This window comes from Sphingopyxis terrae subsp. terrae NBRC 15098, from assembly GCF_001598815.1.
Taxonomy (GTDB): Bacteria; Pseudomonadota; Alphaproteobacteria; order Sphingomonadales; family Sphingomonadaceae; genus Sphingopyxis; species Sphingopyxis terrae.
Genome location: NZ_BCZQ01000021.1, coordinates 56,696 through 78,782, shown reverse-complemented (window position 1 = coordinate 78,782; position 22,087 = coordinate 56,696). Strand labels below are relative to the sequence as shown.

The 22,087-nt window shown below is 66.5% G+C and carries 22 protein-coding genes; 16 read left to right on the top strand and 6 right to left on the bottom strand.

Annotation, left to right across the window (positions count from 1 at the left end):
- Positions 1-17: 17 nt before the first annotated feature.
- Complete coding sequence (locus STE01S_RS14090) at positions 18-644, bottom strand: class I SAM-dependent methyltransferase (RefSeq protein WP_062768736.1); 627 nt, start codon at positions 642-644, stop codon at positions 18-20.
- 101 nt (positions 645-745) lie between these two features.
- Here STE01S_RS14090 and trxB point away from each other — a divergent pair, with 101 nt between their 5' ends.
- On the top strand, positions 746-1,711 hold the full coding sequence (gene trxB / locus STE01S_RS14085; protein ID WP_062768733.1) for a thioredoxin-disulfide reductase: 966 nt from the start codon (positions 746-748) through the stop codon (positions 1,709-1,711).
- 172 nt (positions 1,712-1,883) lie between these two features.
- On the opposite strand, the gene rplI is transcribed toward trxB, so the two are convergent.
- The 4 genes from rplI to STE01S_RS14065 all read right to left on the bottom strand — a co-directional run bounded on the left by rplI (position 1,884) and on the right by STE01S_RS14065 (position 4,675).
- Complete coding sequence (gene rplI, locus STE01S_RS14080) at positions 1,884-2,513, bottom strand: 50S ribosomal protein L9 (RefSeq protein WP_003040099.1); 630 nt, start codon at positions 2,511-2,513, stop codon at positions 1,884-1,886.
- A 13-nt stretch (positions 2,514-2,526) separates the two neighbouring features.
- Positions 2,527-2,751: a 30S ribosomal protein S18 gene (rpsR, locus tag STE01S_RS14075; RefSeq protein WP_003040094.1), complete on the bottom strand. Its 225-nt coding sequence runs from the start codon at positions 2,749-2,751 to the stop codon at positions 2,527-2,529.
- An 11-nt stretch (positions 2,752-2,762) separates the two neighbouring features.
- Positions 2,763-3,128 (bottom strand): 30S ribosomal protein S6, encoded by a 366-nt coding sequence (gene rpsF, locus STE01S_RS14070; RefSeq protein ID WP_003040085.1) that lies wholly within the window; start codon positions 3,126-3,128, stop codon positions 2,763-2,765.
- 167 nt (positions 3,129-3,295) lie between these two features.
- Positions 3,296-4,675, bottom strand: a complete 1,380-nt coding sequence (locus STE01S_RS14065; protein ID WP_062768731.1) for a Mur ligase family protein — start codon at positions 4,673-4,675, stop codon at positions 3,296-3,298.
- Positions 4,676-4,777: 102 nt separating this feature from the next.
- Here STE01S_RS14065 and STE01S_RS14060 point away from each other — a divergent pair, with 102 nt between their 5' ends.
- The 4 genes from STE01S_RS14060 to STE01S_RS14045 all read left to right on the top strand — a co-directional run bounded on the left by STE01S_RS14060 (position 4,778) and on the right by STE01S_RS14045 (position 8,003).
- The gene (locus tag STE01S_RS14060) at positions 4,778-5,605 is read left to right on the top strand and encodes an LD-carboxypeptidase (protein WP_062768728.1); all 828 of its coding nucleotides are present in this window, start codon (positions 4,778-4,780) and stop codon (positions 5,603-5,605) included.
- Between the two features lie 127 nt (positions 5,606-5,732).
- On the top strand, positions 5,733-6,671 hold the full coding sequence (gene fabD / locus STE01S_RS14055) for an ACP S-malonyltransferase (protein WP_062768725.1): 939 nt from the start codon (positions 5,733-5,735) through the stop codon (positions 6,669-6,671).
- A gap of 22 nt (positions 6,672-6,693) precedes the next feature.
- Positions 6,694-7,434 carry a 3-oxoacyl-[acyl-carrier-protein] reductase gene (gene fabG, locus STE01S_RS14050; protein ID WP_062768722.1) on the top strand — a complete coding sequence of 247 codons (741 nt, stop codon included), beginning with the start codon at positions 6,694-6,696 and terminating at the stop codon, positions 7,432-7,434.
- Positions 7,435-7,463: 29 nt separating this feature from the next.
- On the top strand, positions 7,464-8,003 hold the full coding sequence (locus tag STE01S_RS14045) for a hypothetical protein (protein WP_162928291.1): 540 nt from the start codon (positions 7,464-7,466) through the stop codon (positions 8,001-8,003).
- A 66-nt stretch (positions 8,004-8,069) separates the two neighbouring features.
- Here the strand turns inward: STE01S_RS14045 and STE01S_RS14040 are convergent, their stop codons facing one another.
- Positions 8,070-10,142 (bottom strand): TonB-dependent receptor, encoded by a 2,073-nt coding sequence (locus STE01S_RS14040; protein WP_062768716.1) that lies wholly within the window; start codon positions 10,140-10,142, stop codon positions 8,070-8,072.
- Positions 10,143-10,337: 195 nt separating this feature from the next.
- On the opposite strand from STE01S_RS14040, the gene STE01S_RS14035 reads away from it, so the two are divergent.
- The 11 genes from STE01S_RS14035 (at position 10,338) to murD (ending at position 22,083) form a co-directional block, all read left to right on the top strand.
- Positions 10,338-11,318 (top strand): cysteine synthase A, encoded by a 981-nt coding sequence (locus STE01S_RS14035; RefSeq protein ID WP_062768714.1) that lies wholly within the window; start codon positions 10,338-10,340, stop codon positions 11,316-11,318.
- Positions 11,315-11,701, top strand: coding sequence for a hypothetical protein (locus tag STE01S_RS14030; RefSeq protein WP_062768711.1), 387 nt, complete (start codon positions 11,315-11,317; stop codon positions 11,699-11,701). The genes STE01S_RS14035 and STE01S_RS14030 overlap by 4 nt, the downstream gene beginning before the upstream one ends.
- Entirely contained in the window at positions 11,698-12,852 is a 1,155-nt protein-coding gene (locus STE01S_RS14025) for a Gldg family protein (protein ID WP_062768708.1), read from the top strand. The genes STE01S_RS14030 and STE01S_RS14025 overlap by 4 nt, the downstream gene beginning before the upstream one ends.
- Positions 12,853-13,126: 274 nt before the next feature.
- Positions 13,127-13,627 (top strand): division/cell wall cluster transcriptional repressor MraZ, encoded by a 501-nt coding sequence (locus STE01S_RS14020; RefSeq protein ID WP_003040056.1) that lies wholly within the window; start codon positions 13,127-13,129, stop codon positions 13,625-13,627.
- A complete protein-coding gene (rsmH, locus tag STE01S_RS14015; protein WP_082813345.1) occupies positions 13,624-14,616 on the top strand; it encodes a 16S rRNA (cytosine(1402)-N(4))-methyltransferase RsmH in 993 nt (330 codons plus the stop codon). The genes STE01S_RS14020 and rsmH overlap by 4 nt, the downstream gene beginning before the upstream one ends.
- Entirely contained in the window at positions 14,610-15,206 is a 597-nt protein-coding gene (locus STE01S_RS14010) for a hypothetical protein (protein ID WP_062768706.1), read from the top strand. Before rsmH ends, STE01S_RS14010 begins: the two co-directional genes overlap by 7 nt.
- The gene (locus tag STE01S_RS14005) at positions 15,203-16,897 is read left to right on the top strand and encodes a peptidoglycan D,D-transpeptidase FtsI family protein (RefSeq protein WP_003040048.1); all 1,695 of its coding nucleotides are present in this window, start codon (positions 15,203-15,205) and stop codon (positions 16,895-16,897) included. The genes STE01S_RS14010 and STE01S_RS14005 overlap by 4 nt, the downstream gene beginning before the upstream one ends.
- Positions 16,897-18,336: a UDP-N-acetylmuramoyl-L-alanyl-D-glutamate--2,6-diaminopimelate ligase gene (locus STE01S_RS14000; RefSeq protein ID WP_062768703.1), complete on the top strand. Its 1,440-nt coding sequence runs from the start codon at positions 16,897-16,899 to the stop codon at positions 18,334-18,336. Before STE01S_RS14005 ends, STE01S_RS14000 begins: the two co-directional genes overlap by 1 nt.
- On the top strand, positions 18,333-19,709 hold the full coding sequence (locus STE01S_RS13995) for a UDP-N-acetylmuramoyl-tripeptide--D-alanyl-D-alanine ligase (protein ID WP_062768700.1): 1,377 nt from the start codon (positions 18,333-18,335) through the stop codon (positions 19,707-19,709). Before STE01S_RS14000 ends, STE01S_RS13995 begins: the two co-directional genes overlap by 4 nt.
- Positions 19,709-20,779, top strand: a complete 1,071-nt coding sequence (gene mraY / locus STE01S_RS13990; protein ID WP_003040039.1) for a phospho-N-acetylmuramoyl-pentapeptide-transferase — start codon at positions 19,709-19,711, stop codon at positions 20,777-20,779. Before STE01S_RS13995 ends, mraY begins: the two co-directional genes overlap by 1 nt.
- Complete coding sequence (gene murD / locus STE01S_RS13985) at positions 20,776-22,083, top strand: UDP-N-acetylmuramoyl-L-alanine--D-glutamate ligase (protein WP_062768697.1); 1,308 nt, start codon at positions 20,776-20,778, stop codon at positions 22,081-22,083. The genes mraY and murD overlap by 4 nt, the downstream gene beginning before the upstream one ends.
- Positions 22,084-22,087: the final 4 nt, after the last annotated feature.

The window sequence follows — 22,087 nt, the reverse complement described above, 5'->3', positions numbered from 1 at the left end:
ATTGCTGCGTCCGGTCATCAGGCGGGAGCGCGCGCGGTTCCATATTCGACCCAGCCGAAAGGGCGAGGGGTTTTGGGCATATAATGTGCCGCCTGCCGTTCCACCGCAAAGCCCGCGCCCGCATAGGCGTCGGCGATCGGCCGCGTCAGATGGCAATTGCCGCCGATGCGTTTCCAGACGGGCTCGATCCGCCGTTGCCAGCGCGCGACCCCGGCGTCGGGGGCGCGGCCATGTTCCAGAAACAAGGCGGTTCCGCCCGGTTTGAGCACGCGGCGGATTTCGGCCAGCACCGCCGCCTGATCGTGCACCGAACAGAGGGTGAAGGTGGTGACGACGGTTTCGAATCGGCCGCTCTCGAAGGGCATCGCTTCACCGACGCCGCCTTCGATCGTCGCCGCGATGCCGCGCGCCTGCGCCGCCGCGCGGCTCATCGCGAGCAGTTCGGGCGACGGATCGAGCCCGGTGAAGCGCGTCACCCGGTTCCAATCGTAAAATTCCATATTGATGCCGCCGCCGCAACCAAGCTCCAGCACATCGCCCGCCGCCGCCGGCACCACCTTGCTGCGCGCCTTCATGATCTGCCCCTGCGAGCAGGCGCATTTGATCAGCCGCGGCACTCCATGACGTTCCCACCAACTCGCCATTCCCGTCTCTCCCCTTGGCGTGCAGCCTGTCCCTTGCTAGCGCGATTGGCAACACCCATCTGAGCGTGCTCCTTTATAGTCGCCAGCCACGAAAGACCGTCATGCCCACCACGCACCACACCAAGATGCTGATCCTCGGTTCCGGCCCCGCGGGGCTTTCGGCCGCCATCTATGCGGCGCGCGCCGGGATGCAGCCGATCGTGGTGCAGGGGTTGCAGCCGGGCGGGCAGTTGACGATCACCACCGACGTCGAAAACTATCCCGGCTTTGCCGAAGTCATCCAGGGTCCGTGGCTGATGGAGCAGATGACGGCGCAGGCGACGCATGTCGGCGCCAGCATGATCTGGGACACCATCGTCGACGTCGATCTGTCGCAGCGGCCGTTCCGCCTGACCGGCGACGGCGGCGACGTCTATGTCGCCGAAACGCTGGTGATCGCGACCGGCGCGCAGGCGAAATGGCTGGGCGTTCCCGGCGAACAGGAATTGGGCGGCAAGGGCGTTTCGGCCTGCGCGACCTGCGACGGATTTTTCTATCGCGGCAAAAAGGTGGTGGTGATCGGCGGCGGCAATACCGCGGTCGAAGAGGCACTGTATCTGACCAATCATAGCGACGACGTGACGCTGATCCACCGTCGCGACACCCTGCGCGCCGAAAAGATCCTGCAGGACCGGTTGCACGCCAATCCGAAGATCAAGGTGCTCTGGAACAAGAAGGTCGATCGCTTCGTCGCGGGCGAAGGGACGGCGGGGCTGGTTGGAGTCGACCTGATCGACACGGTAACGGGCGAGGCGAGCCACGAGCGCACCGACGGCGGCTTCGTCGCCATCGGCCACAGCCCCTCGACCGAATTGTTCAAGGGCAAGCTGCCGCTCGACGCCGACGGCTATCTTGCGGTGACGCCGGGCACGTCGCTGACCGCGGTGCCGGGCGTCTTCGCGGCGGGTGACGTGACCGACAAGGTGTATCGCCAGGCGATCACCGCGGCGGGTATGGGCTGCATGGCCGCACTCGACGCCGAACGCTTCCTTGCGGAAGCGGAGTATCATGCGATGGTTGATGCTTGAACGCTGAGGGCGGACAGCGACCGATTGTGGAGGTTGGCCGACTTTTCTTCCATCGTCATCCCGGCGCAGGCTCCCACCCCAAAGCCGGTCTCCCGAAATAGCCCGCGCACGAAAAAGGCCCCGGAACCGCCGTGGTTCCGAGGCCTTTTGTTTCGTGCGAGCCGAAGATGCGTTAAGCGTCTTCGTCCTCGTCAGCGGCCGGCGCTTCTGCGGCCGGAGCGTCCGACGGCGGCGTGGCGTCGTCGAATTCGTCTTCGCTGTCGGGTTCGAGAGCAACCGCAGCCGCCGCAGCCTGTTCTTCTTCGAACATGGCGGCGATGACGTCGATGCCCTGCTTCTGCATTTCGGCTTCGTCCGGCGAGCGGGCGACGTTGACGCCCACGGTAACCGCGACTTCGGGATGCAGCTTCACCTTGACGTCGAACAGGCCGAGCGACTTGATCGGACGTTCGAGTTCGAACATCGCCTTGGTCAGGTTCGCCGCACCGTCTTCGATCAGCGCGTCGAGGATGTCTCGCACCGAAACCGAACCGTAAAGCTGGCCAGTGTTCGACGCCTGACGGATCAGGACGACCTGCTTGCCGTCGATGTCCTTCGCGCGGCCTTCTGCCGCGGCGCGGCGGTCGGCGTTGTCCGATTCGATCTTCGCGCGGTTGGCTTCGAAGAGCTTCTTGTTGGCTTCGTTCGCGCGCAGGGCCTTGTTGTTGGGCAGCAGATAGTTGCGGGCAAAGCCGTTCTTGACGGTGACGACGTCGCCGATACCGCCCAGTTTCTCGATGCGTTCGAGCAGGATGATTTCCATCGGTCCGCGCTCCTTACTTCACAATGTAGGGGAGCAGGCCGATGTGACGGGCGCGCTTGATCGCCTTCGCCAGCTCGCGCTGCTTCTTGGTGGACACCGCGGTGATCCGCGACGGGACGATCTTGCCGCGCTCCGACAGGTAACCCTGGAGCAGGCGGACGTCCTTGTAATCGATGACCGGTGCGTCCTTCGCGCTGAAGGGGCAGGTCTTGCGGCGACGGAAAAAGGGTCGTGCCATGGTCGTTTTCCTTATTCTTCGCCGTCGCGGTCACGGCCACGGCCGCCCCGACGTTCCTGCTTCCGCATCATTACCGACGGACCCTTTTCGAGTTCGTCGACCTTGATGGTCATCCAGCGGATGATGTCTTCGTTGATTGCCGCCTGGCGTTCGATTTCGGCGACGGCTTCGCCCGGCGCTTCGACCGACAGCATCGCGTAATGACCCTTGCGGTTCTTCGCGATCTTGTAGGCGAGCTGCTTCAGGCCCCAGGTTTCGGTCTTGTGGACCTGACCCTTAAATTCGGTCACGATGTTCGTGATGCCTTCGGCAAGCGCATCGACCTGAGCCTGGCTCAGATCCTGACGCGCGATAAAAACATGCTCGTAAAACGGCATGGCTTGCGTCCTTCGATTTGGCCGATCGCTGATTTCGCGCCAATCGCGAAACCCCTCCGGCTGTCGTCCGGCTTTGCGTATTGGTGCAAAGCAAACGGGGCGATGGCAACGTGGCCTCGCCCCGAATGAGCGCGCCTATACAGATTCGCGGGGATTAATCAAGCGCGCTATGCAAGCTTTTCCAGCAATTCACGCCCGAATTCGGTAAGCGTATCATCGCGCGCGCCGAGGATCAGGATGCGATCGCCGGGCGCCGATTCCTGAACCATTGTTGTACCGCAATCGGCGCGCACCGGCACATGGACGGCGTCGCCGCCGCGCGCGACGATGTCGGCGACGAGCGTTTCGCTTCCGATGCTGCGATCCACGGTGCCGCCGAAATAGACGGGATCGCAGACGAAGAGCCGGTCACCGGGACGCATGCCGCGCGCAAAGCTGGCGGCAAGCTCGCGCCCCATCTGGCGGAGCGGGCCATAGCCGTGCGGCTGGAAGAAGAGCAAGGCGCGGCCGGCAAGCTCAGCGACGGCGGCGAGCGTCGCGGCGACCTTGTCGGGATTATGCGCGAAATCGTCGATCACGGTGACGCCGTTCGCCTGGCCGAGCACCTCGTACCGGCGCGCGAGCCCGGCGAAGTCGGCGAGCGCCTCGACCGAGCGGGCGACCGGAATGTTGAGCGCGCGCGCGGCGGCGATTGCGGCGAGCGCATTGGCGGCATTGTGTCGGCCGGGCATCCGCAGCACCGCCGCGTGGGTGTCGCCGGCGAAATGGACCTTGAAGCGGCACCCGTCGGGAAGCGCCTCGAAGTCGCTGCCGCGCATCGCGGCGCTCTCCGAAAATCCAAAGCGCAGGACGTTTCCTCCCGCCAGCAGCGGCGCCGATTCGGGATCGTCGGCGTTGACCACGGCAACGCGCGCCTTGGCCGCGAAATCGCCGAACAGGCTGTGCAGTTCGGCAAGGCTCTTGTGGTCGAGACTGATGTTGGTGACGACCGCGACGTCGGGCTGGTAGAGGGCGATCGACCCATCGCTTTCGTCGACTTCGCTGACATAGGTCGCGGTATCGCCGACGAGTGCGCTAGCGAAGGGGGTTTGATCGTCGGCGAAATGGCGCATTACCGCGCCGTTCATCACGGTGGGATTGGCGCCCGCGCGATCGAGGATCCAGCCGATCATGCCGGTGACGGTCGACTTGCCGCTCGTCCCGCCGACGCCGACCGCGCGGCCCGCTTCGTTGAACAGGGCCGCGTTGAGTTCGGCGCGCGTCAGGCGCGGCAGGCCAAGCCGGTTTGCCGCCGCGACGTCGGGCACGCTGTCCTCGACCGCCGCCGACGCGACGAGCGTCTGCCCGGCGGCAACGCCGCTGCCATCCTGCGGGAATAGCGCAATGCCGCGGCTTTCGATCCAGTGAAACTTGTCGGCGCTGCGACCCTGATCGCGGCTGCGATCGGACCCCGCGACCGCCGCGCCGCGCGCCGCGACAATCATCGCGAGCGGCAGCATCCCCGATCCGCCGATGCCGCAGAAGAAATAGGATTTGTTTTCGGCCATGCCGGCGCGATATGGCGTTGGCGAAGGGTTTGCAACTGGCGCAAGGCCGAGGGGCATCTCGACTTCGCTCGATGCGAACGGATCGTTGGGTTATTTCAAGTCATGCGCATAGGCATCATTGCCCCCTCCACCCCCATTCTTCCCGACGATGCGGAAGCGGTGCGGGCCATTGCGGCGCTGGGCTATCCCGAGGTCGAACTGGTGTTCGATCCGCAATGCTTTGTCGTTCACGGGCATTTTGCGGGCGCCGATGCGGTGCGGCGCGAAGCGCTGGTGGCGATGGCGAACCGCCCCGACATCGACGCGATCTGGTTCGCGCGCGGCGGCTATGGTGCCTGCCGCATCGCCGAGGATGCCGTCCCCGCCATGGGCGAGGCGGCGCGCCACAAGGCCTATCTCGGCTATTCGGATCAGGGCAATCTGCTCGGCTGCCTGTACCGCGAGGGCTTCGATCATGTCGCGCACGGCCCGATGGTCGCCGACATCCGGCGCGAAGGCGGTGAAGCGGCGGTGACGCGGGCGCTCGACTGGCTCGTCGCGCGCGATCCGGCGGCCTGCGAACCCGGCTTGTTCCACGGCGCGCGCCATGCCGCGTTCAACCTGATGACGTTGTCGATGCTGCTCGGCACCCCGCTCGAGCCAGATCTTTCGGGGCATGTGCTGATCGTCGAGGAGGTGAGCGAATATCTCTACGCCTTCGACCGCACCTTTTTTCATGTCACGACCTGTCTGGCGCCGCGCGGTCTGGCGGGCATCCGGCTAGGACGCGTCAGCGACATTCCCGCAAATGACCGGCCGTTCGGAATGGAGGTCGAGGAAATCGCGCAGGACTGGTGCGCGCGCACCGGCATTTCCTGGCTTGGCCGCGCCGACATCGGCCATGACGCCGCCAACAAGGTCGTGCCCTTCGGCTTGCATCGCGCGGGGTGAGCGAATAGGCGCGGCACTTTCCGTCGCCCCCGCGAAGGCGAGGGCCGTCGTCGGCCTGGTCCGACGGCAAGGTGTAAAACGACAGCGGCCCCCCGTCTTCGCGGGGCCGACGAGAAGGGGCTAGGTCATGCGCGCATTCATCTTTCCGGGTCAGGGCAGCCAGGCCGTGGGCATGGGCAAGACGCTCGCCGAGGCGTCGGCGCATGCGCGCGAGGTGTTTCAGGAGGTCGACGAGGCGCTCGGCCAGCATCTTTTCAAGCTGATGAGCGAAGGGCCGGAAGATCAGCTTACGCTGACCGAAAACGCCCAGCCCGCGATCATGGCGAACGCGATCGCCACGCTGCGCGTGCTCGAACGGGACGGCGGCGTGACGCTGTCGGGCAAGGCCGCTTATGTCGCGGGCCACAGCCTCGGCGAATATAGCGCGCTGTGCGCTGCCGGTGCCTTTGACCTGGCGACGACTGCGCGGCTTCTGAAAACGCGCGGGCAGGCGATGCAGGCGGCGGTCCCCGTCGGGGTCGGCGCAATGGCGGCGCTGCTCGGCGCCGACATCGACACTGCGCAGAAGCTCGCCGACGCCGCGGCCGAGGGCGAGGTCTGCACGGTTGCCAACGACAATGACCCGTCGCAGGTCGTCATCTCGGGCCACAAGGGCGCAGTCGAGCGCGCCGTGGCGATGGTGAAGAATTATGGCATCAAGCGCGGCGTATTGCTGCCGGTGTCCGCACCCTTCCACTGCCCGTTGATGCAGCCCGCCGCCGATGCGATGGCCGAGGCGCTGGGAGCCAACCCGCCGACGGCGCCGCTGGTGCCGGTGATCGCGAACGTCACCGCCAGTCCGGTGAGCGATGCCGATACCATCAGCAACCTGCTCGTCGAACAGGTGACGGGCCGTGTCCGCTGGCGCGAAAGCGTCGGCGCCATGGAAGAAATCGGGGTGACACAGTTCGTCGAATTCGGCGGCAAGGTGCTCGGCCCGATGGTCAAGCGCAGCGCATCGGGTGATGTGGAGACGGTGAGCGTGATATCGATGGACGACATCGAGGCATTGCTCAAGACACTCTGAATACCGATTCCAGGAGAATAATATGTTTGATCTTACCGGCATGACCGCCCTTGTTACCGGCGCCAGTGGCGGCATCGGGTCCGCGATCGCGCGGGCGCTTGCGGCGCAGGGCGCGCGGCTTGCGGTGTCGGGTTCCAATGCCGACAAGCTGAATGCCTTTCGCGATAGCCTGGGCGGCGATCATGTCGCGCTCCCGTGCAACCTGGGCGATGCCGCGGCGGTTGACGCACTCGTGCCCGCCGCGGTCGAGGCGCTTGGTCAGCTCGATATCCTCGTCAATAACGCGGGCGTGACGCGCGACAATCTGATCATGCGGATGAAGGACGAAGAGTGGATGGACGTCATCCGCATCAATCTCGAGGCCAATTTCCGCCTCGCGCGCGCTGCCGCCAAGCCGATGATGAAGGCGCGCTTCGGCCGCATCATCTCGATCACCAGCGTCGTCGGAGCCACCGGCAATCCGGGGCAGGCGAACTATGCCGCGTCGAAGGCGGGCGTGACCGGCATGACCAAGGCCTTGGCGCAGGAACTGGCGAGCCGGGGCGTCACTGCCAATTGCGTCGCTCCCGGTTTCATCGCCACTGCGATGACCGACGATTTGCCCGATGCGCAGAAGGAAGCGCTCAACCAGCGCATCCCCGCGGGCCGCATGGGCGAGGGGAGCGATATCGCCGCCGCCGTTGTCTATCTCGCGTCGAGAGAAGCGGGCTATGTCACCGGACAGACCTTGCACGTGAACGGCGGCATGGCCATGCTGTCCTGAGCGGCGCGTTTCAGGGGGTGAAAGCAGAAATGACAAGGATTTGGATAGCGGCGGTTGCACTCGGGTTCGCGGGCGTGCCCGGCGCCGCGCTGGCACAGGACGGCGCCGCGCTCGATTGCGTCGCCAAGACGATATCGCCCGAACTGCGCGCGCAGATCGGCGCGGCGATGGCGGGTAGTGACAGCGACGCCGCGCGGCCGCTGTTCGAACAGTTCGGTGCGCTCTCGACCGACTGTATGACGAAGAACGGAATCGCGGCCGATCGCAAGGATGTCTATTTCGACTATAATCTTGCCCGCGTGTCGCGCGAATGGTTCGCAGGTCAGATCAGGAAGGCCGGCCTGTCGGTCGACCCGGTCGATCGCTCGCTCGACTTCGGGCCGAAGGGGGCCAACCCGGATCTCAGCAGCGAGATGACCGAGGATCAGATCAACACGATCATTAATGCCTATACCGCCGCCGGCGTCGATGTCGAAAGCGTCGATCAATCGGTATGGGAAAAAGTCGGCGCCTATGCCGCGGCCAGTTCAATTTACTGGAACCGCCGCCAGCAGTTTCTGAGCCACTAGAAGTCAAGGGGCAAAAAAGAGGGCCGAGTTTCGCACGGAAACCCGGCCCTCTTTTTCGGCGCGCGGTCAGAAGCTGGCGCGCGCGGTAATGCGGATGTCGCGGCCGGCAAGCGGCACATAATCCTTGGTGAAGCTCGCATGGCGGCGGGCATCGACGTCGAAGATATTGTCGGCTGCCAGCGTCAGCGACAGATTCTTCGTGTCGGGAAGCGGGCGCCAGGTCAGCGAGGCGTTGACCAGCGTAAAGCCCTTGGTCGCGGTCTCGAACGGCGCGATGCGGGTCTGGTCGTCGGTCCATTCGACCTCGGCGCGTGCATCGACGCGGTCGCTCTGCGCTTCGAGCCCGCCCCGGATGCGCAGCGGCGGGATGCGCGGGACATAGGGACCGTCGACGATCTTGGCGCGCGTCATGTCGGCGGTCGCGTCGGCAACGAAGTTGAAGCCCCCCGCCTGCGCCAGCGGGGCGGTGCCCTGAAATTCGAAGCCCCACACACGCGCCTTGTTCTGGCGGAATTCGAACAGCGGCAGGTCGTCGGCGATCAGGCCGGTGTCGGTTTCATAGATGAAATTGTCGAACCAGCTTGCATAGCCGGTCAGCCCCATCGACCAGCCGTCGCGGGCGAACTTGAGCGATGCCTCGCCGCCCCAGCTCGTTTCCTTGGCGAAATCGGGGTTGCCGCGTTCATAGGTCAGCGTTGCGGCATGCGGCCCGTCCGAGAGCAGCTCTTCGGCCGAGGGCGCGCGTTCGCTACGCGAAACCGACACGCTGGCCTTGAGGCCGTCGGCGAGCTGATACGACAGGCCGGCCGCGCCCGACAGGCTGTCGAACGAGCGGTCGAAGCCGATGCTGTTCGCCGCTACTTTGGAATTTTCGAAACGCAGCGCGCCTTCGAGCGTCACCGGGCCGCGTTCGAGCTCCTGCAGCGTGAAGGCGGCGAGGCGCGTCGTTTCGTTGGCGGGAAGAAAGGCTTCGTCGCCAATCGCCGCGAAATCGCGGAAGCTGTACTGGACCCCGCTCGCACCGCGCCAGCCGCCACGATCATTCTGGGCGAGTTCGGCGCGCGCCTCGATGCCACGATTGGTGAAGCGCGTGCCGGGCTGACCATCGTCGAATTCGGTGTGGGCATAGTCGGCATAGGCGCCGCGGATACGCAATTTGTCGAACAGGCCGTCGCCCAGATTGACCTCGCCGCGCACATCGACGCGATACTGGCGCGCCTTGATCGTCGGCAGTTCGTTGATGTCGGCGCGCGGCGGGATGCCATATTCGTCCGCGAGATAGCCGAAGCTTATGCCGAGCGACCCGCCATCGTCGACGAAGGCCGCACCGACGCCGGCGCTCTTGCTCGTGCTCTGGCTGTTCGGCACACGGCCGCGGCTGTTTGCGGCGTCAGTCAGCCGCGCCGCTTCCTCGGCGTCGCCGCCGGCGCTCGCATCGGCGGCGAGGTCGAGTAGATGCGCGCGCAGTGCAGGCGCATAGATCAACCCGCCGACGCGCACGTCGTTCGAATCGCGATAATTGCCGTCAGCATGGACGACGAAGCGCTGGCCGAGCGGCACGTCGATCGAGGCGCCGATGCTCTTGTCCTGCGCCGCGGTGCCATAGCTGGCGAGCGCATCGATGTGGGCGGGGCTTTCGGGGATGGCGCGCGGGATGCGGCGGTCGAAGACGTTCACCGCCCCGCCGACGGCCTGGCTCGAAAAGAGCAGCACCGACGGGCCGCGCAGAATTTCGATACGATCGGCGGTCAGCGGATCGATCGACACGGCATGATCGGCCGACGTCGAAGACGCGTCGATCGCGCCGAGGCCGTCGACGAGCACCGCCGCGCGTTCGCCGGAGAAACCGCGCAGGATCGGGCGCGACGCGCCGGGCGAGAAGCTGCTCGACGATACGCCGGGCTGCGATGCGAGCGTGTCGCCGATCTGGCCGCGAATATCCTGTGCCAGCTTTTCGCCCTGCATCACCGACACATTGCCCAGGATGTCGAGGCTACGGACATAGGGCGCGGTGACGACGATGCCCTGGTCGGTGTGAAAATCATCGTCGCTGCCCGACTGGGCGGCGCCCTGCTGCGCGAAAGCGGGGGTAGTGAGGAGCAGGGCGAGGGTCAGGCTGGTGGCGGGGAGCAAGCGCATGGCGACAATTTCCTGTTATATCGTGACGAGTTCGATGGGCGCAGTAATGATATACTGTTACAGATGCAACCCCGCGCTGGGACCGGACCCCGTCGTTGGTCGGCGCCGGTGCCCCGTTCGTCGACAAAGCGCGGTCATGCGCGCCGCAAGCGAAGCTGTCTTGCAGGCGCAGGGGCGCGGGCCTAGATCAAGGACATGATCAATGCGAAGAACAGCCTCGACCTGATCGGCAACACGCCGATCGTGTTGCTGCGGGGCGCCAGCGAAGCCACGGGCTGCGAAATCTGGGCCAAGTGCGAATATGCGAACCCCGGCGGATCGGTGAAGGATCGCGCCGCGCTCTACATCGTCCGCGATGCCGAAGCGAACGGCCTGCTGCGGCCGGGCGGGACGATCGTCGAGGGTACGGCGGGCAACACCGGTATCGGGCTGGCGCTTGTCGGCAACGCGCTCGGCTACCGGACGATCATTGTCATGCCCGACAATCAGAGTGCCGAGAAGATGGCGACGATCCGCGCGCTTGGTGCCGAGCTGGTGCTGGTGCCGCCGGCGCCCTTTGCCAACCCCGGCCATTTCGTCCACACCTCGCGCCGCATCGCCGAAGAAACCGACAATGCGATCTGGGCCAACCAGTTCGACAATATCGCAAACCGCAAGGCGCATATCTGCGGCACCGCCGAGGAGATCTGGCAGCAAATGGAGGGGCGCGTCGACGGCTTCACCTGCGCGGCGGGGACCGGCGGCACGATCGCGGGAACCGGCCTGGGCCTCAAGGCCAAGGACGAGCGGATCACCATTGCGCTGACCGATCCGCACGGCGCCGGCCTCTATAATTACTACAAGTGCGGCGAGCTGAAACCCGAAGGGTCGAGCGTCGCCGAAGGCATCGGGCAGAACCGCATCACCGGCAATCTGGACGGCGCGCCGATCGACACGCAATTCCGCATTTCGGATGCCGAAGGCCTCGCGGTCTGTCGCAGCCTGCTCGACGACGAGGGGTTGTGCGTCGGCCTGTCGTCGGGGATCAATGTCGCGGGCGCGATGGCGCTCGCGCGCGAGCTTGGTCCGGGCAAGCGCATCGTGACGATCCTGTGCGACAGCGGCTTTCGCTATCTGTCGACGCTCTACAATCCCGAATGGCTGGCGAGCAAAGGCCTCGCCGAGGCGGCAGCATGAGCAGCAAGCCCGAGATCAAGCCAGCGATCGCGCCGAACCCCGCGGCGCCCGCTGAAGCGCCACCGCCGCCACCGCACGATGCGATGCGGCGGCTCCAGATTGGCATTGCCGGGGTGCTGACCGTCCTGCTGCTCGTCGGGATGGCGGGGCTGATCGGCGACCGGGCGCGCGAACGCGCCGCTGCAGACCCCGATACAGCGGCAGAGGTCAAGGTGCCGGGCGCCGACCAGAAGCCCGCGAGCGCGCCGCTCGAGGAACTGGGCGTGCAGCCGGTGTCGAAGGAGCAGAATGACGACCCCGCGGCGAAGGTGCCGACCGCGCCCGCCGTCCCCGACCTCGAACCCGATCCTGAACTCGAGCGCGTTCGCCAGTCGAAACAGTGACATTGCCGCCTCCCGGCGCTCTGCTGCGCGGCGCGCTGGCCGCGGCCGCATTACTGGCGCTCTGCTGGCTCGTCGGCGGACAGGCGGCGCTCGGCCGGATCGATCCCGCGCTGCTGCTGCCCCTATGGCCGCTGCCGCTGGCTGGATTGGCGTGGACGGCGCGGCGCGCCTCCGGGACTGAGCGCCGCGCCATCTTCATCGTCGCGATTGCGTTGACGCTGATCGGGCAGGCGCTGCTTGCGGCCTGGCTCGCGGGCGCATTCCCCTGGCTGCAACTCGTGCTGAGCGCGGGTTGCGGGAGCGTGGTGGCAGTTGGGGCCGACCGCATGGTCCAGGCCGCGCGGCCGCGCGGGCTTTTTCGCGTGCTGCTGATTGCCGCCGCGATCCTTGGCTGGTTTGCCGCCGCACACGGGCTGTTGGAGATCGCCTATCGCGCTCCGGCGCCGCGCGCCGTGCCGGTGACGATGATGACAAGCCTGCCGCTGCGCTGGTCGGGCGGCGATCTGGCCGCGATGCTTGCCGAGGGCGCCCGCGACGACCCTGCGCTCGACCGGATTGCACGCGGCGGGCCGCTGCGGCTCGTCGACAGTCTTGCCGATCACCCGCTCGCGCGCGGCGATGCCCTGTTGCTCGCGCATCCCCCCGCGCTTGCACCGCGCGATCTTGTCGCGATCGACGCCTTTGTGCGCGGCGGCGGGCGCGCGGTGATCCTCGCCGATGCGCTTTCGAACTGGCCGCCGCGCCACCCGCTTGGCGACCCGCGCAATCCGCCGGTGACGAGTCTGCTCACCCCGCTGCTCGACCATTGGGGCATCACACTTGCTGCGGCGCCCAATGCCGAGACAAGGCCGATCGCCGTCGACGTCGGCGGCGCCCACCTGCGGCTGTTCAGCGCCGGCCGCTTCACGCAGGCGCCGCCTGCTTGCATGCGGATCGCGGGCGGTCATCTGCTCCATTGCCGGATCGGACAGGGCGATGCGTGGCTGGTAGGCGACGCCGATATGCTGTTCGCCCCGCTGTGGCAGCCGCAACCCCGCTGGGCGGCGCATCTGCGCAGGGCCGACACGATGGAGTGGCTGGACGCGCGCTTGCGCGGAGGCGCCGCGCGCGGCTGGTTGCGCCCGCTCTGGATAGGCGCCGCCGCCGACTGAGAGGTCGCAAGCCAATTACACCCCGAATTTCTGCTTCCCGCGGCTGGCGTTTCGGCGCCGGACCCCGCTTTGCTTCATCAATTGAGCGCATTTTTGACCATTTGGGGCGTAATCACCCTGTTTTACCCTAAAATACCCCTTTTCACCCTAATCGACTCTTGGTACTCAGGAATCGGAGAGGGGCAATCTCCACCCGAGTCTTTTGGCGCGAAATCCTGCGATTCTCGCGGACGGGGAAGTTTTGCCCGGAGGCGCGAAACGGGGGGCTTCAGCGATGGCAGTTGTGACGCCCGGCCGGTATTCGGGTACCAACTTCGCCGCGATCGATGGCAAGGGACGCATCGCCGTCCCCTCGCAGTTCCGCAACAATGTGCCCCTCAATGCGGACGGCCAGCGCGTGCTTTGGGTTGGTTTCCATGAAAAGCTGCCTTGCCTGGTCGCCTATGGCCAGGATCAATATGATCGCCTGACCGACGAAATCGAGCGCGACCGCGACACCGCGCTCGCCCGCAACCTCGATTTCGACGAGGACGAGGCGTTCAAGAAGCGGTTCAGCTATACCGAAGCCTATACGCTCGACGACAGCGGGCGCTTCCTTCCCAATTTTACCGCGCGCGACCGCGTCGGCGATGCCGGCGCGACCGCCTTTGTCGGGTCGGGCCGCCGGTTCGAAGTCTGGTGGCTGCCGACGCTCGCCGACTGCGTCGATGCCGATCCGGTGCTCCAGCGATTGGCCAAAGCCTGGGAAGAGACGAAGGGGAAGGGGCGCAAGTGACCGATCTTTCCCCCGACCTGCCTCGGGATCCCCGCCACGATCCGGTCCTCCGCGAAGAAGTCATCGCCGCCCTCGCCATCGCTCCGGGCGAGCGGCATGTCGACGCGACCTTCGGGGCCGGCGGCTACACGCGCGCGATGCTCGCCGCGGGGGCCGAGGTGATCGCGTGCGACCGCGACCCCGACGCGATTGCCGAGGGGCAGGCGCTCGTCGCCGAAGCCGACGGCAAGCTGATGCTGATCCACGGCCGCTTCGGCGAAATCGACCGCCTGCTCGCCGAACGGGGCATCGACGCGGTTGACGGCATCACCTTCGACATCGGCGTTTCGTCGATGCAGCTCGACCGCGATGCGCGCGGCTTCTCGTTCCAGAAGGACGGCCCGCTCGACATGCGCATGGCGCAGGAGGGCGAGACTGCCGCCGAATGGCTCAATCGCGCCGACGAGGCCGAGATCGCCGACGTGCTGTACCATTATGGCGACGAACGTCAGTCGCGCCGCGTCGCGCGGGCAATCGTCGCTGCGCGCCCGCTGTCGCGCACCGGCGAACTGGCGACGGTGATCCGCAAGGCGCTGCGCCATCCGCCGGGCGCGCCCAAGGATCCGGCGACGAAGAGCTTTCAGGCGATCCGCATCCACATCAACGGCGAACTCGACGAACTGATGCAGGGGCTCGCCGCGGCAGAGCGCATCCTGCGCCCCGGCGGCCGGCTTGCAGTGGTCAGCTTCCACAGCACCGAAGACCGGATCGTGAAGAACTTTCTGCGCGAGCGTAGCGGCGGTGACGCCGCCGGCTCGCGCCACCGGCCCGCGCCGATCGGAGCGGCGCGGGCCGCCACCTTTCAGCCGCCGGCGCGCAAGGTGCGCCCCGGCAAGGCCGAAGAGGCGCGCAACCCGCGCGCGCGCTCCGCGACGCTGCGCAGCGCGGTGCGCACCGCAGCCCCGGCCTGGCCGACCCAATTGACGACGAAGGAGGCAATCTCATGCTGATGGCGGCCCGCAAGCTTCAGGGGATCGGCCTGGTGCTGCTCGTGCTCATCTTCGCGATGATGCTTTATCCGGTCTCGTTGAAGGTCGCCGCGACGCGCAGCGAACTCGCGCGCATAAATCATCAGATCGAGCGCACGCGCGACAATATCCGCTACCTCGAATCCGAACTCGCGGTGCGCGCCTCGATGCGCCAGCTCGAACAGTGGAACGCCGACAGCTTCGGCTACTCAGCGCCGGATGCCTCGCAATATCTGTCGAGCGAGCGCCAGCTTGCCTCGCTCGATGGTCTGCCGCGCGCTCGCGGCGCCAATGAAGTCGCGCCGGTGCTGATGGCGATGGTCAGCCCCGTCGGAACGCCCGAACCCGCCGCAACGCCGGTCAAGGCGGAGGCGAAGCCCGCGGCCGAAAAGCCCGTCGTGCTGGCGCAGGCGGAAACGCCGGTGCGCAGCGACAGCGCGCCGCGCCTGGCGCCGACGCGTCGCCGCGAACAGCTCAAGATGATCGAGGATCAGCTCCTTGCCGAATCGACTCTCGCCGACCTCAAGCGTGCCGCGGCGCGTGAAGCGAAGGAGGGCAAATCGGGCCAATGAACACGCTGGTCGTCCGTCCGACCCGGGTTCGAACCGCTGGGGTGCGGCAGCAGATATTGCTGACCGCGCAACAGCGGCTGATGATGCTCATGCTGCTGTTCATGGCGGCATTTTTCCTCGTTTCGGTGCGGCTGCTCTATTTTGCGCTGTTCGACAGCGATGCCGGCCGCGGCAGCAGCAGCACGGCCTTCGTGCCCGCGCGCGCCGATATCGTCGATCGCAATGGCGTGCCGCTCGCTCGGACGATCGACGGCTATTCGATCCGGGTGATGCCGTCGAAACTGCTCAACGACCGCCAGTATCTTGCCGACGAACTGCACAAGATATTTCCCGACATGACGCGCGAGGAACTGCTCGCCAAGCTGACGGGGCCGCGCCCGACCTACATCCGGCGCCGCGCGTTGCCGGATCAGGTGGCGGCGGTGAATGCGATCGGCGATGTCGGGTTCGACTATCCGCGCGAAAAGGAGCGCCTCTATCCGCAGATGTCGCTCGCGGCGCATGTGCTGGGCTTTACCAACGCCGAAGGCCATGGCGTCACCGGCGTCGAGGGCGCGTTCGACCAGCGGCTGATCGACAAGGCGACGCGCGGCGATCCGCTGACGCTGTCGATCGACGCGCGCGTGCAGGGCGTGCTTGAAAGCGAATTGTCGAACGCAGTCACCAATCTGGAGGCGATTGGCGGCGCGGGCATCATCCTCGATGTCCACACGGGCGAAGTGATGGCGATGACGTCGCTGCCCACCTATAATCCCAACAAGCTGGCGGGCAGCGATCCGACGACGCGGCGCAACGCCGTGACCTACAATCTCTATGAGCTTGGATCGGTCGTCAAACCGCTCTCGATCGGCGCCGCGATCGACAATGGCGTCGTGACGAGCATGGCGAAGCGCTACGATGCGACGCAGCCGCTGGCGATCGCCGGTTTCCGCATCCGCGATTCGCACATGATGAACCGCTGGCTCAACGTCCCCGAAACGCTCATCCACAGCTCGAACATCGTCACCGCGCAGATCGCCGACCAGCTCGGCAAGGAAAAGATGGAGGCTATGTTCCGCAGCCTCGAATTCAACAAGCGCCCCGAAATCGAACTCAAGGAGCGTGCGTTCCCGCTGTGGCCGCGCGAATGGGGCCGACTGTCGACGATGACGACCAGCTACGGCCACGGCATCGCGGTCACCCCGCTACACCTTGCCAGCGCCTATGCCGCGCTGGTCAACGGCGGCATCTGGCGCCCTGCGACGATCCTGAAGCTGGGCGACAAGGCGCCGCCGCAGGGGCGCCGCGTGTTCAAGGCGTCGACGAGCGCGCGGATGCGCCAGCTCCTGCGCCTGATCGTGTCCGACGGCACGGGCCGCCAGGCCGACGCTCCGGGCTTTCGCGTCGGCGGCAAGACCGGCAGCGCCGAAAAGCCGGGCGCCGGCGGCTATCGTCGCCATTCGCTCGTATCGACCTTCTCCGCCGTCTTCCCGATGGACAATCCGCGTTACGTGGTGCTGGTGATGATCGACGAGCCCAAGGGCAACGCCTTCAGCTCGGGGCAGCGCACCGCGGGCTACACCGCCGCGCCGGTGGTCAAGAAGGTGGTGATGCGCGCGGGACCGATGCTCGGCGTCTTCCCCGACGAAAGCCGCGACGTCGACGTGTCGGAACTGACGCCGCTGCTGTGGAAGAACGGGGAAAGCGAATAATGCGGCTCGCGGCGCTGACCGGCGGCGACCATGTCGATGGGGAGGGGCCGGTGGTGACCGGGCTTGCCATCGATCATCGCAAGGTCGCGCCGGGCAATGTCTTCGGCGCCTTCGTCGGCGAAAAATTCAACGGTGAGGACTTTATTGCCGCCGCGGTGGCGGCGGGCGCCGTCGCCGTCGTCGCGCGGCCCGAAGCCGTGGTCGAGGGCGCGGTACATATCGCCGATGCCAATCCGCGGCGTGCCTTCGCGCGGCTTGCGGCGCGCTTCTTTCACCGCTTTCCAGTGACCTGCGTCGCGGTCACGGGCACCAATGGCAAGACGTCGACAGTCGAGATGACGCGCCAGCTCTGGCGAATGGCGGGCTTCCACGCGGCCTCGATCGGTACGCTCGGCGTGACCACCGGCGCCGACCGGGTCGTCACCGGACTGACGACACCCGACATCGTGACCTTTCTGTCGAACATGGCGGGACTGGCGGCCGAAGGCGTAACCCATGCGGCCTTCGAGGCGTCGAGCCACGGGCTCGACCAATATCGCACCGAAGGCCTGCCGGTGAAGGCAGCGGCCTTTACCAACCTCAGCCACGATCACCTCGACTATCATGGCACGATGGATGCCTATCTGGCCGCCAAGTTGCGGCTATTCACCGAGGTTGTCGAACCCGGCGGAGCCGCGGTGGTCTGGGCCGACGATGCCCATTCGCCCAAAGTGGTGGAGGCGGCGCGCGCGCGCGGACTGCGCCTGTTTACCGTGGGGACGAAGGGTGAGGAGCTGCGCCTCGCGGCGCGCACGCCGACGCAGCTTGGACAGACGCTGACCGTTGCGGCGGGTGCCCTGACGCAGAAAGTCGACCTGCCGCTGATCGGCGCCTATCAGGCCGCCAACGCATTGGTCGCGGCCGGGCTGGTCATCGCGACCGGCGGCGATGGTGCGCAGACGCTCGCCAATCTGGCGCGGCTCCAGCCGGTGCGCGGACGGCTCGAGCGTGCGGCGATCACGCGCGCGGGCGCCCCCGTCTATGTCGACTATGCCCACACCCCCGACGGGCTGGAGGCGGCGCTCGATGCGTTGCGGCCGCACGCCACGGGGCGGTTGATCCTGGTGTTCGGCGCCGGCGGTGACCGCGATCAGGCTAAGCGCCCGGAAATGGGCCGGATCGCCGCGGCCAAGGCCGATATTGCGATCATCACCGACGACAATCCGCGCGGCGAAGATCCCGCGTCGATCCGCGCCGCCATCGCCGAAGGCGCGCCCGGCGCGCAAGTGATCGGCGACCGCCGCGCCGCGATTGCTGCTGCGATCGAGATGGCGCGCGCCGACGACATTATCTGCGTCGCGGGCAAGGGGCATGAACAGGGGCAGATCGTCGGCCGCGGCGACGCGCTGCGCGTCATCCCCTTCGACGATGTCAGCGTCGCGCGCGAGGTGGCGGCATGACCCCGCTGTGGACCGCACGCGCGATCGCGGCGGCGTGCGGCGGCACCGCCAGCGCCGATTTCACGGTGCAGGGCGTTGCCTTTGATTCGCGCGAAGTCACGAAGGGCGACCTGTTCATCGCGATGAAGGGCGAGGCGACCGACGGCCATAAGTTCATCGACAAGGCGATCGCCGCCGGCGCGGCGGGTATCATCTGCGAAAGCGATATCGACTTTCCGCACATCCGCGTGGCCGACAGCGCCGCCGCGTTGAACGCGCTCGGCACCGCGTCGCGCGCGCGCAGCCACGGGCGGATCATCGGCGTCACCGGCTCGGCGGGCAAGACGGGGACCAAGGAGGCGCTGTTCGCGGCGCTCGACCGCTTTCGCCCCGGCAAGGCGCACCGTTCGGTCAAAAGCTACAACAACCATGTCGGCGTCCCCTTGAGCCTGGCGCGCATGCCCTCGACCGCCGATTTCGGCATCTTCGAAATGGGGATGAACCATGCGGGCGAGCTGGCGGCGCTGACACGGATGGTGCGCCCCCATGTCGCCATCGTGACCACCATCGCGCCCGCGCACATGGAATTTTTCGGCAGCGAGGAAGCCATCGCCGACGCGAAGGGCGAGATATTCGAAGGGCTGGAACCCGGCGGCACTGCAATCGTCCCCTTCGACAGCCCGCATTACGCGCGGCTGCGCGCCAAGGCCGAACAGCATGCGGCGCATGTCGTCAGCTTCGGGCTGGGCGAAGGCGCAGACGTGCGCGCGGTTGACTGGCTGCCCGACGGGCAGGGCGGATCGCTTGTGACGGCGCAGGTGCAGGACGCGCTGCTCTGCTTTACCATCGCGCAGGGCGGCGCGCATTGGGTCGCCAATGCGATGGCAGTGCTAGCTGCGGTCAAGGCAGTTGGCGGTGACCTGCCCGCCGCGGGCCTGGCCTTCGCCGAGATGGGCGGTCTTGCGGGTCGCGGCGCACGCACCCGCGTCGAGGTGCCGGGCGGTTCGATCCTCGTCATCGACGAAAGCTATAACGCCAATCCCGCATCAATGGCCGCGACCATCGGCCAGCTCGGCAGCGAATCCGGCGCGCGCAGGGTCGCGATTCTGGGCGCGATGAAGGAGCTTGGCGATGGCGGCGAGGCCTATCACGCCGGTCTGGCCGCTCCGCTCGTCGCAGCAGGTGTGCAGTTCGCCCTGCTTGTCGGCGAAGAGATGGCGCCGCTCGCCAAAGCGCTTGAGGGGCGGATCGATTTCGAGCATGTGGCCGACCACTCGGCCGCGGTAGGGCGGCTGGGGGCCTTGATCCGGCCCGGCGATACGGTGCTGGTCAAGGGATCGAACAGCGTGGGACTGTCGCATGTCGTGACCGCGCTGACCAATGGGGATTATTGATGCTATATTGGCTGGCGGAATGGCTTGGCTTTCCGGGGGTTCTGAACCTCATCCGCTATCTGAGCTTCCGCTCGGGCGCCGCGGTTGCGACGGCGCTGATCATCGGTCTGTGGATCGGGCCGCGCTTCATCCTCATGCTGCGGATGCGGCAGGGGAAGGGGCAGCCGATCCGCGAGGACGGACCGCAGAGCCACCTTGCGAAAAAGGGCACGCCGACGATGGGCGGGCTGATGATCCTGATCTCGCTAATGATTTCGGCGCTGCTGTGGATGGATTTGTCCAACCGCTTCGTCTGGGCCTGCATCTTCGTCACCGGCGGGTTCGCGCTGGTCGGCTTTCTCGACGATCTCGACAAGGTGACCAAGTCGAGCCATCGCGGGATTCCGGGGCGCGTGCGTTTGCTCGTCGAATTCGTGATCGCGGGCATCGCGGTGCTGCTGATCGTATCGCGGACCGGCACTGACCTTTATCTGCCCTTTTTCAGCGAAGTCTATATTCCCCTGGGGCCGCTCTATTATGTCTTCGCGATGGTGCTGATCGTCGGATTCGGCAATGCTGTGAACCTGACCGACGGGCTCGACGGGCTCGCGACCTTTCCGGTGATGATCGCCAGCCTTGCTTTCCTCGTCATCGTCTATTTGTCCGGTAACGTGAAATTTGCCGGTTACCTCGGCATTCCGCATGTGCCGGGCGCGGGTGAACTCGCGATCTTCGCCGCTGCCATTATCGGCGCCTGCCTTGCCTTTCTGTGGTTCAATGCGCCCCCCGCGGCTGTCTTCATGGGCGATACGGGCAGTCTGGCGCTCGGCGGCGCGCTAGCGACGATTGCGGTGACGGCGCAGCACGAACTGGTGCTGGTGCTGGTCGGCGGGCTGTTCGTCGTCGAGGCTTTGTCGGTGATCATCCAGGTCTTCTGGTACAAACGGACCGGCAAACGCATCTTCCGTATGGCGCCGATCCACCATCATTTCGAACAATTGGGCTGGCCCGAATCCACCGTCGTCGTCCGTTTCTGGATCGTCTCGATCGTCCTCGCGCTCGCGGGACTCGCGACGCTCAAGCTGCGGTGATCACCGCGCGCGCCTTTGCCGGTCGCCGCTATGCGGTGCTGGGACTGGCGCGCTCGGGGCTGGCGACCTGCGAGGCGCTGATCGCCAGCGGGGCAGGCGTGACCGCTTGGGACGAACGCGAGGCGGCGCGCGATGCTGCGATGGCGCTCGGCGCCGACATCGGCAATCCTATGGCGATCGACCTTGTCGGCTTTGCCGGCGTCGTCGTGTCGCCGGGCGTGCCGCTCAACCGCCATCCGATCGCCGATCATGCGCGCGAAGCCGGCGTGCCGATCCTTGGCGACATCGAACTGTTTGCCGAGGCCGCGGCCGATCTGCCGCCGCACCGCATCGTCGGCATTACGGGTACCAATGGCAAATCGACGGTGACCGCGCTCGTAACCCACATGCTGGAAAGCGCGGGCGTCCCGACGCTGATGGGCGGCAACATCGGCCTGCCGATCCTTGCGCGCGATCCGCTCCCCGAAAACGGCGTCTATGTGCTCGAACTGTCGAGCTATCAGATCGACCTTGCGCACAGCCTGGCGTGCGATGTCGCCGTGCTGACCAACATCAGCCCCGATCACCTCGACCGTTATGACGGTTTCGCCGGCTATGCCGCGTCGAAGGAGCGGCTGTTCGCGCTCCAGCACCGCGATCAGGTCGCGATCGTCGCGGTCGACGATGACCCGTCGCGGATGATCGCGGGGCGCATCAATCACCGGCTCCACCGCGTTTCGGCGAAGGACATCGATCCCGCCGATCAGGCGCGCTGGCCCGCGCTGCAGGGACCGCACAATGCGCAGAATGCCGTGTGCGCGATCGCGGTATGCCGCGTGCTGGGGCTGAACGACGAACAGATCGAGCGCGGTCTCGCGAGCTATCGCGCGCTCCCGCACCGTATGGAATTGGTCGGCGAAGTCGCTGGCGTCCGCTGGTTCAACGACAGCAAGGCGACCAACGCGGCTTCCGCTGCACCGGCGCTGGCGGCCTTCCCGCCGGCGCCGGACCAGCGTGTCCACTGGATTGCCGGGGGGCAGGCCAAGGGCGACGGGCTGACCGCCTGTCGCCCTTGGTTCGGCCACGTCAAGCGCGCCTATCTGATCGGCGAGGCGATGGAGCCTTTCGCGGCCGAGATCGGCGACGCGCTGCCCGTCGAAAGATCGGGTGATCTGGCCGCTGCGGTCGCCGCCGCCGCTACTGCTGCGGCGCCCGGCGACATCGTGTTGCTGTCGCCCGCCTGCGCTTCGTTCGATCAGTTCACGGATTATGAACAGCGCGGCGATCGCTTCCGCGAACTGGTGCGGGCGTTGGGGAATGGATGACGAT

Coding starts and splice junctions, on each gene's coding strand:
- STE01S_RS14090 (WP_062768736.1), bottom strand. CDS start 644: ATGGCGAGTTGGTGGGAACGTCATGGAGTGCCGCGGCTGATCAAATGC.
- trxB (WP_062768733.1), top strand. CDS start 746: ATGCCCACCACGCACCACACCAAGATGCTGATCCTCGGTTCCGGCCCC.
- rplI (WP_003040099.1), bottom strand. CDS start 2,513: ATGGAAATCATCCTGCTCGAACGCATCGAGAAACTGGGCGGTATCGGC.
- rpsR (WP_003040094.1), bottom strand. CDS start 2,751: ATGGCACGACCCTTTTTCCGTCGCCGCAAGACCTGCCCCTTCAGCGCG.
- rpsF (WP_003040085.1), bottom strand. CDS start 3,128: ATGCCGTTTTACGAGCATGTTTTTATCGCGCGTCAGGATCTGAGCCAG.
- STE01S_RS14065 (WP_062768731.1), bottom strand. CDS start 4,675: ATGGCCGAAAACAAATCCTATTTCTTCTGCGGCATCGGCGGATCGGGG.
- STE01S_RS14060 (WP_062768728.1), top strand. CDS start 4,778: ATGCGCATAGGCATCATTGCCCCCTCCACCCCCATTCTTCCCGACGAT.
- fabD (WP_062768725.1), top strand. CDS start 5,733: ATGCGCGCATTCATCTTTCCGGGTCAGGGCAGCCAGGCCGTGGGCATG.
- fabG (WP_062768722.1), top strand. CDS start 6,694: ATGTTTGATCTTACCGGCATGACCGCCCTTGTTACCGGCGCCAGTGGC.
- STE01S_RS14045 (WP_162928291.1), top strand. CDS start 7,464: ATGACAAGGATTTGGATAGCGGCGGTTGCACTCGGGTTCGCGGGCGTG.
- STE01S_RS14040 (WP_062768716.1), bottom strand. CDS start 10,142: ATGCGCTTGCTCCCCGCCACCAGCCTGACCCTCGCCCTGCTCCTCACT.
- STE01S_RS14035 (WP_062768714.1), top strand. CDS start 10,338: ATGATCAATGCGAAGAACAGCCTCGACCTGATCGGCAACACGCCGATC.
- STE01S_RS14030 (WP_062768711.1), top strand. CDS start 11,315: ATGAGCAGCAAGCCCGAGATCAAGCCAGCGATCGCGCCGAACCCCGCG.
- STE01S_RS14020 (WP_003040056.1), top strand. CDS start 13,127: ATGGCAGTTGTGACGCCCGGCCGGTATTCGGGTACCAACTTCGCCGCG.
- STE01S_RS14010 (WP_062768706.1), top strand. CDS start 14,610: ATGCTGATGGCGGCCCGCAAGCTTCAGGGGATCGGCCTGGTGCTGCTC.
- STE01S_RS14005 (WP_003040048.1), top strand. CDS start 15,203: ATGAACACGCTGGTCGTCCGTCCGACCCGGGTTCGAACCGCTGGGGTG.
- STE01S_RS14000 (WP_062768703.1), top strand. CDS start 16,897: ATGCGGCTCGCGGCGCTGACCGGCGGCGACCATGTCGATGGGGAGGGG.
- STE01S_RS13995 (WP_062768700.1), top strand. CDS start 18,333: ATGACCCCGCTGTGGACCGCACGCGCGATCGCGGCGGCGTGCGGCGGC.
- mraY (WP_003040039.1), top strand. CDS start 19,709: ATGCTATATTGGCTGGCGGAATGGCTTGGCTTTCCGGGGGTTCTGAAC.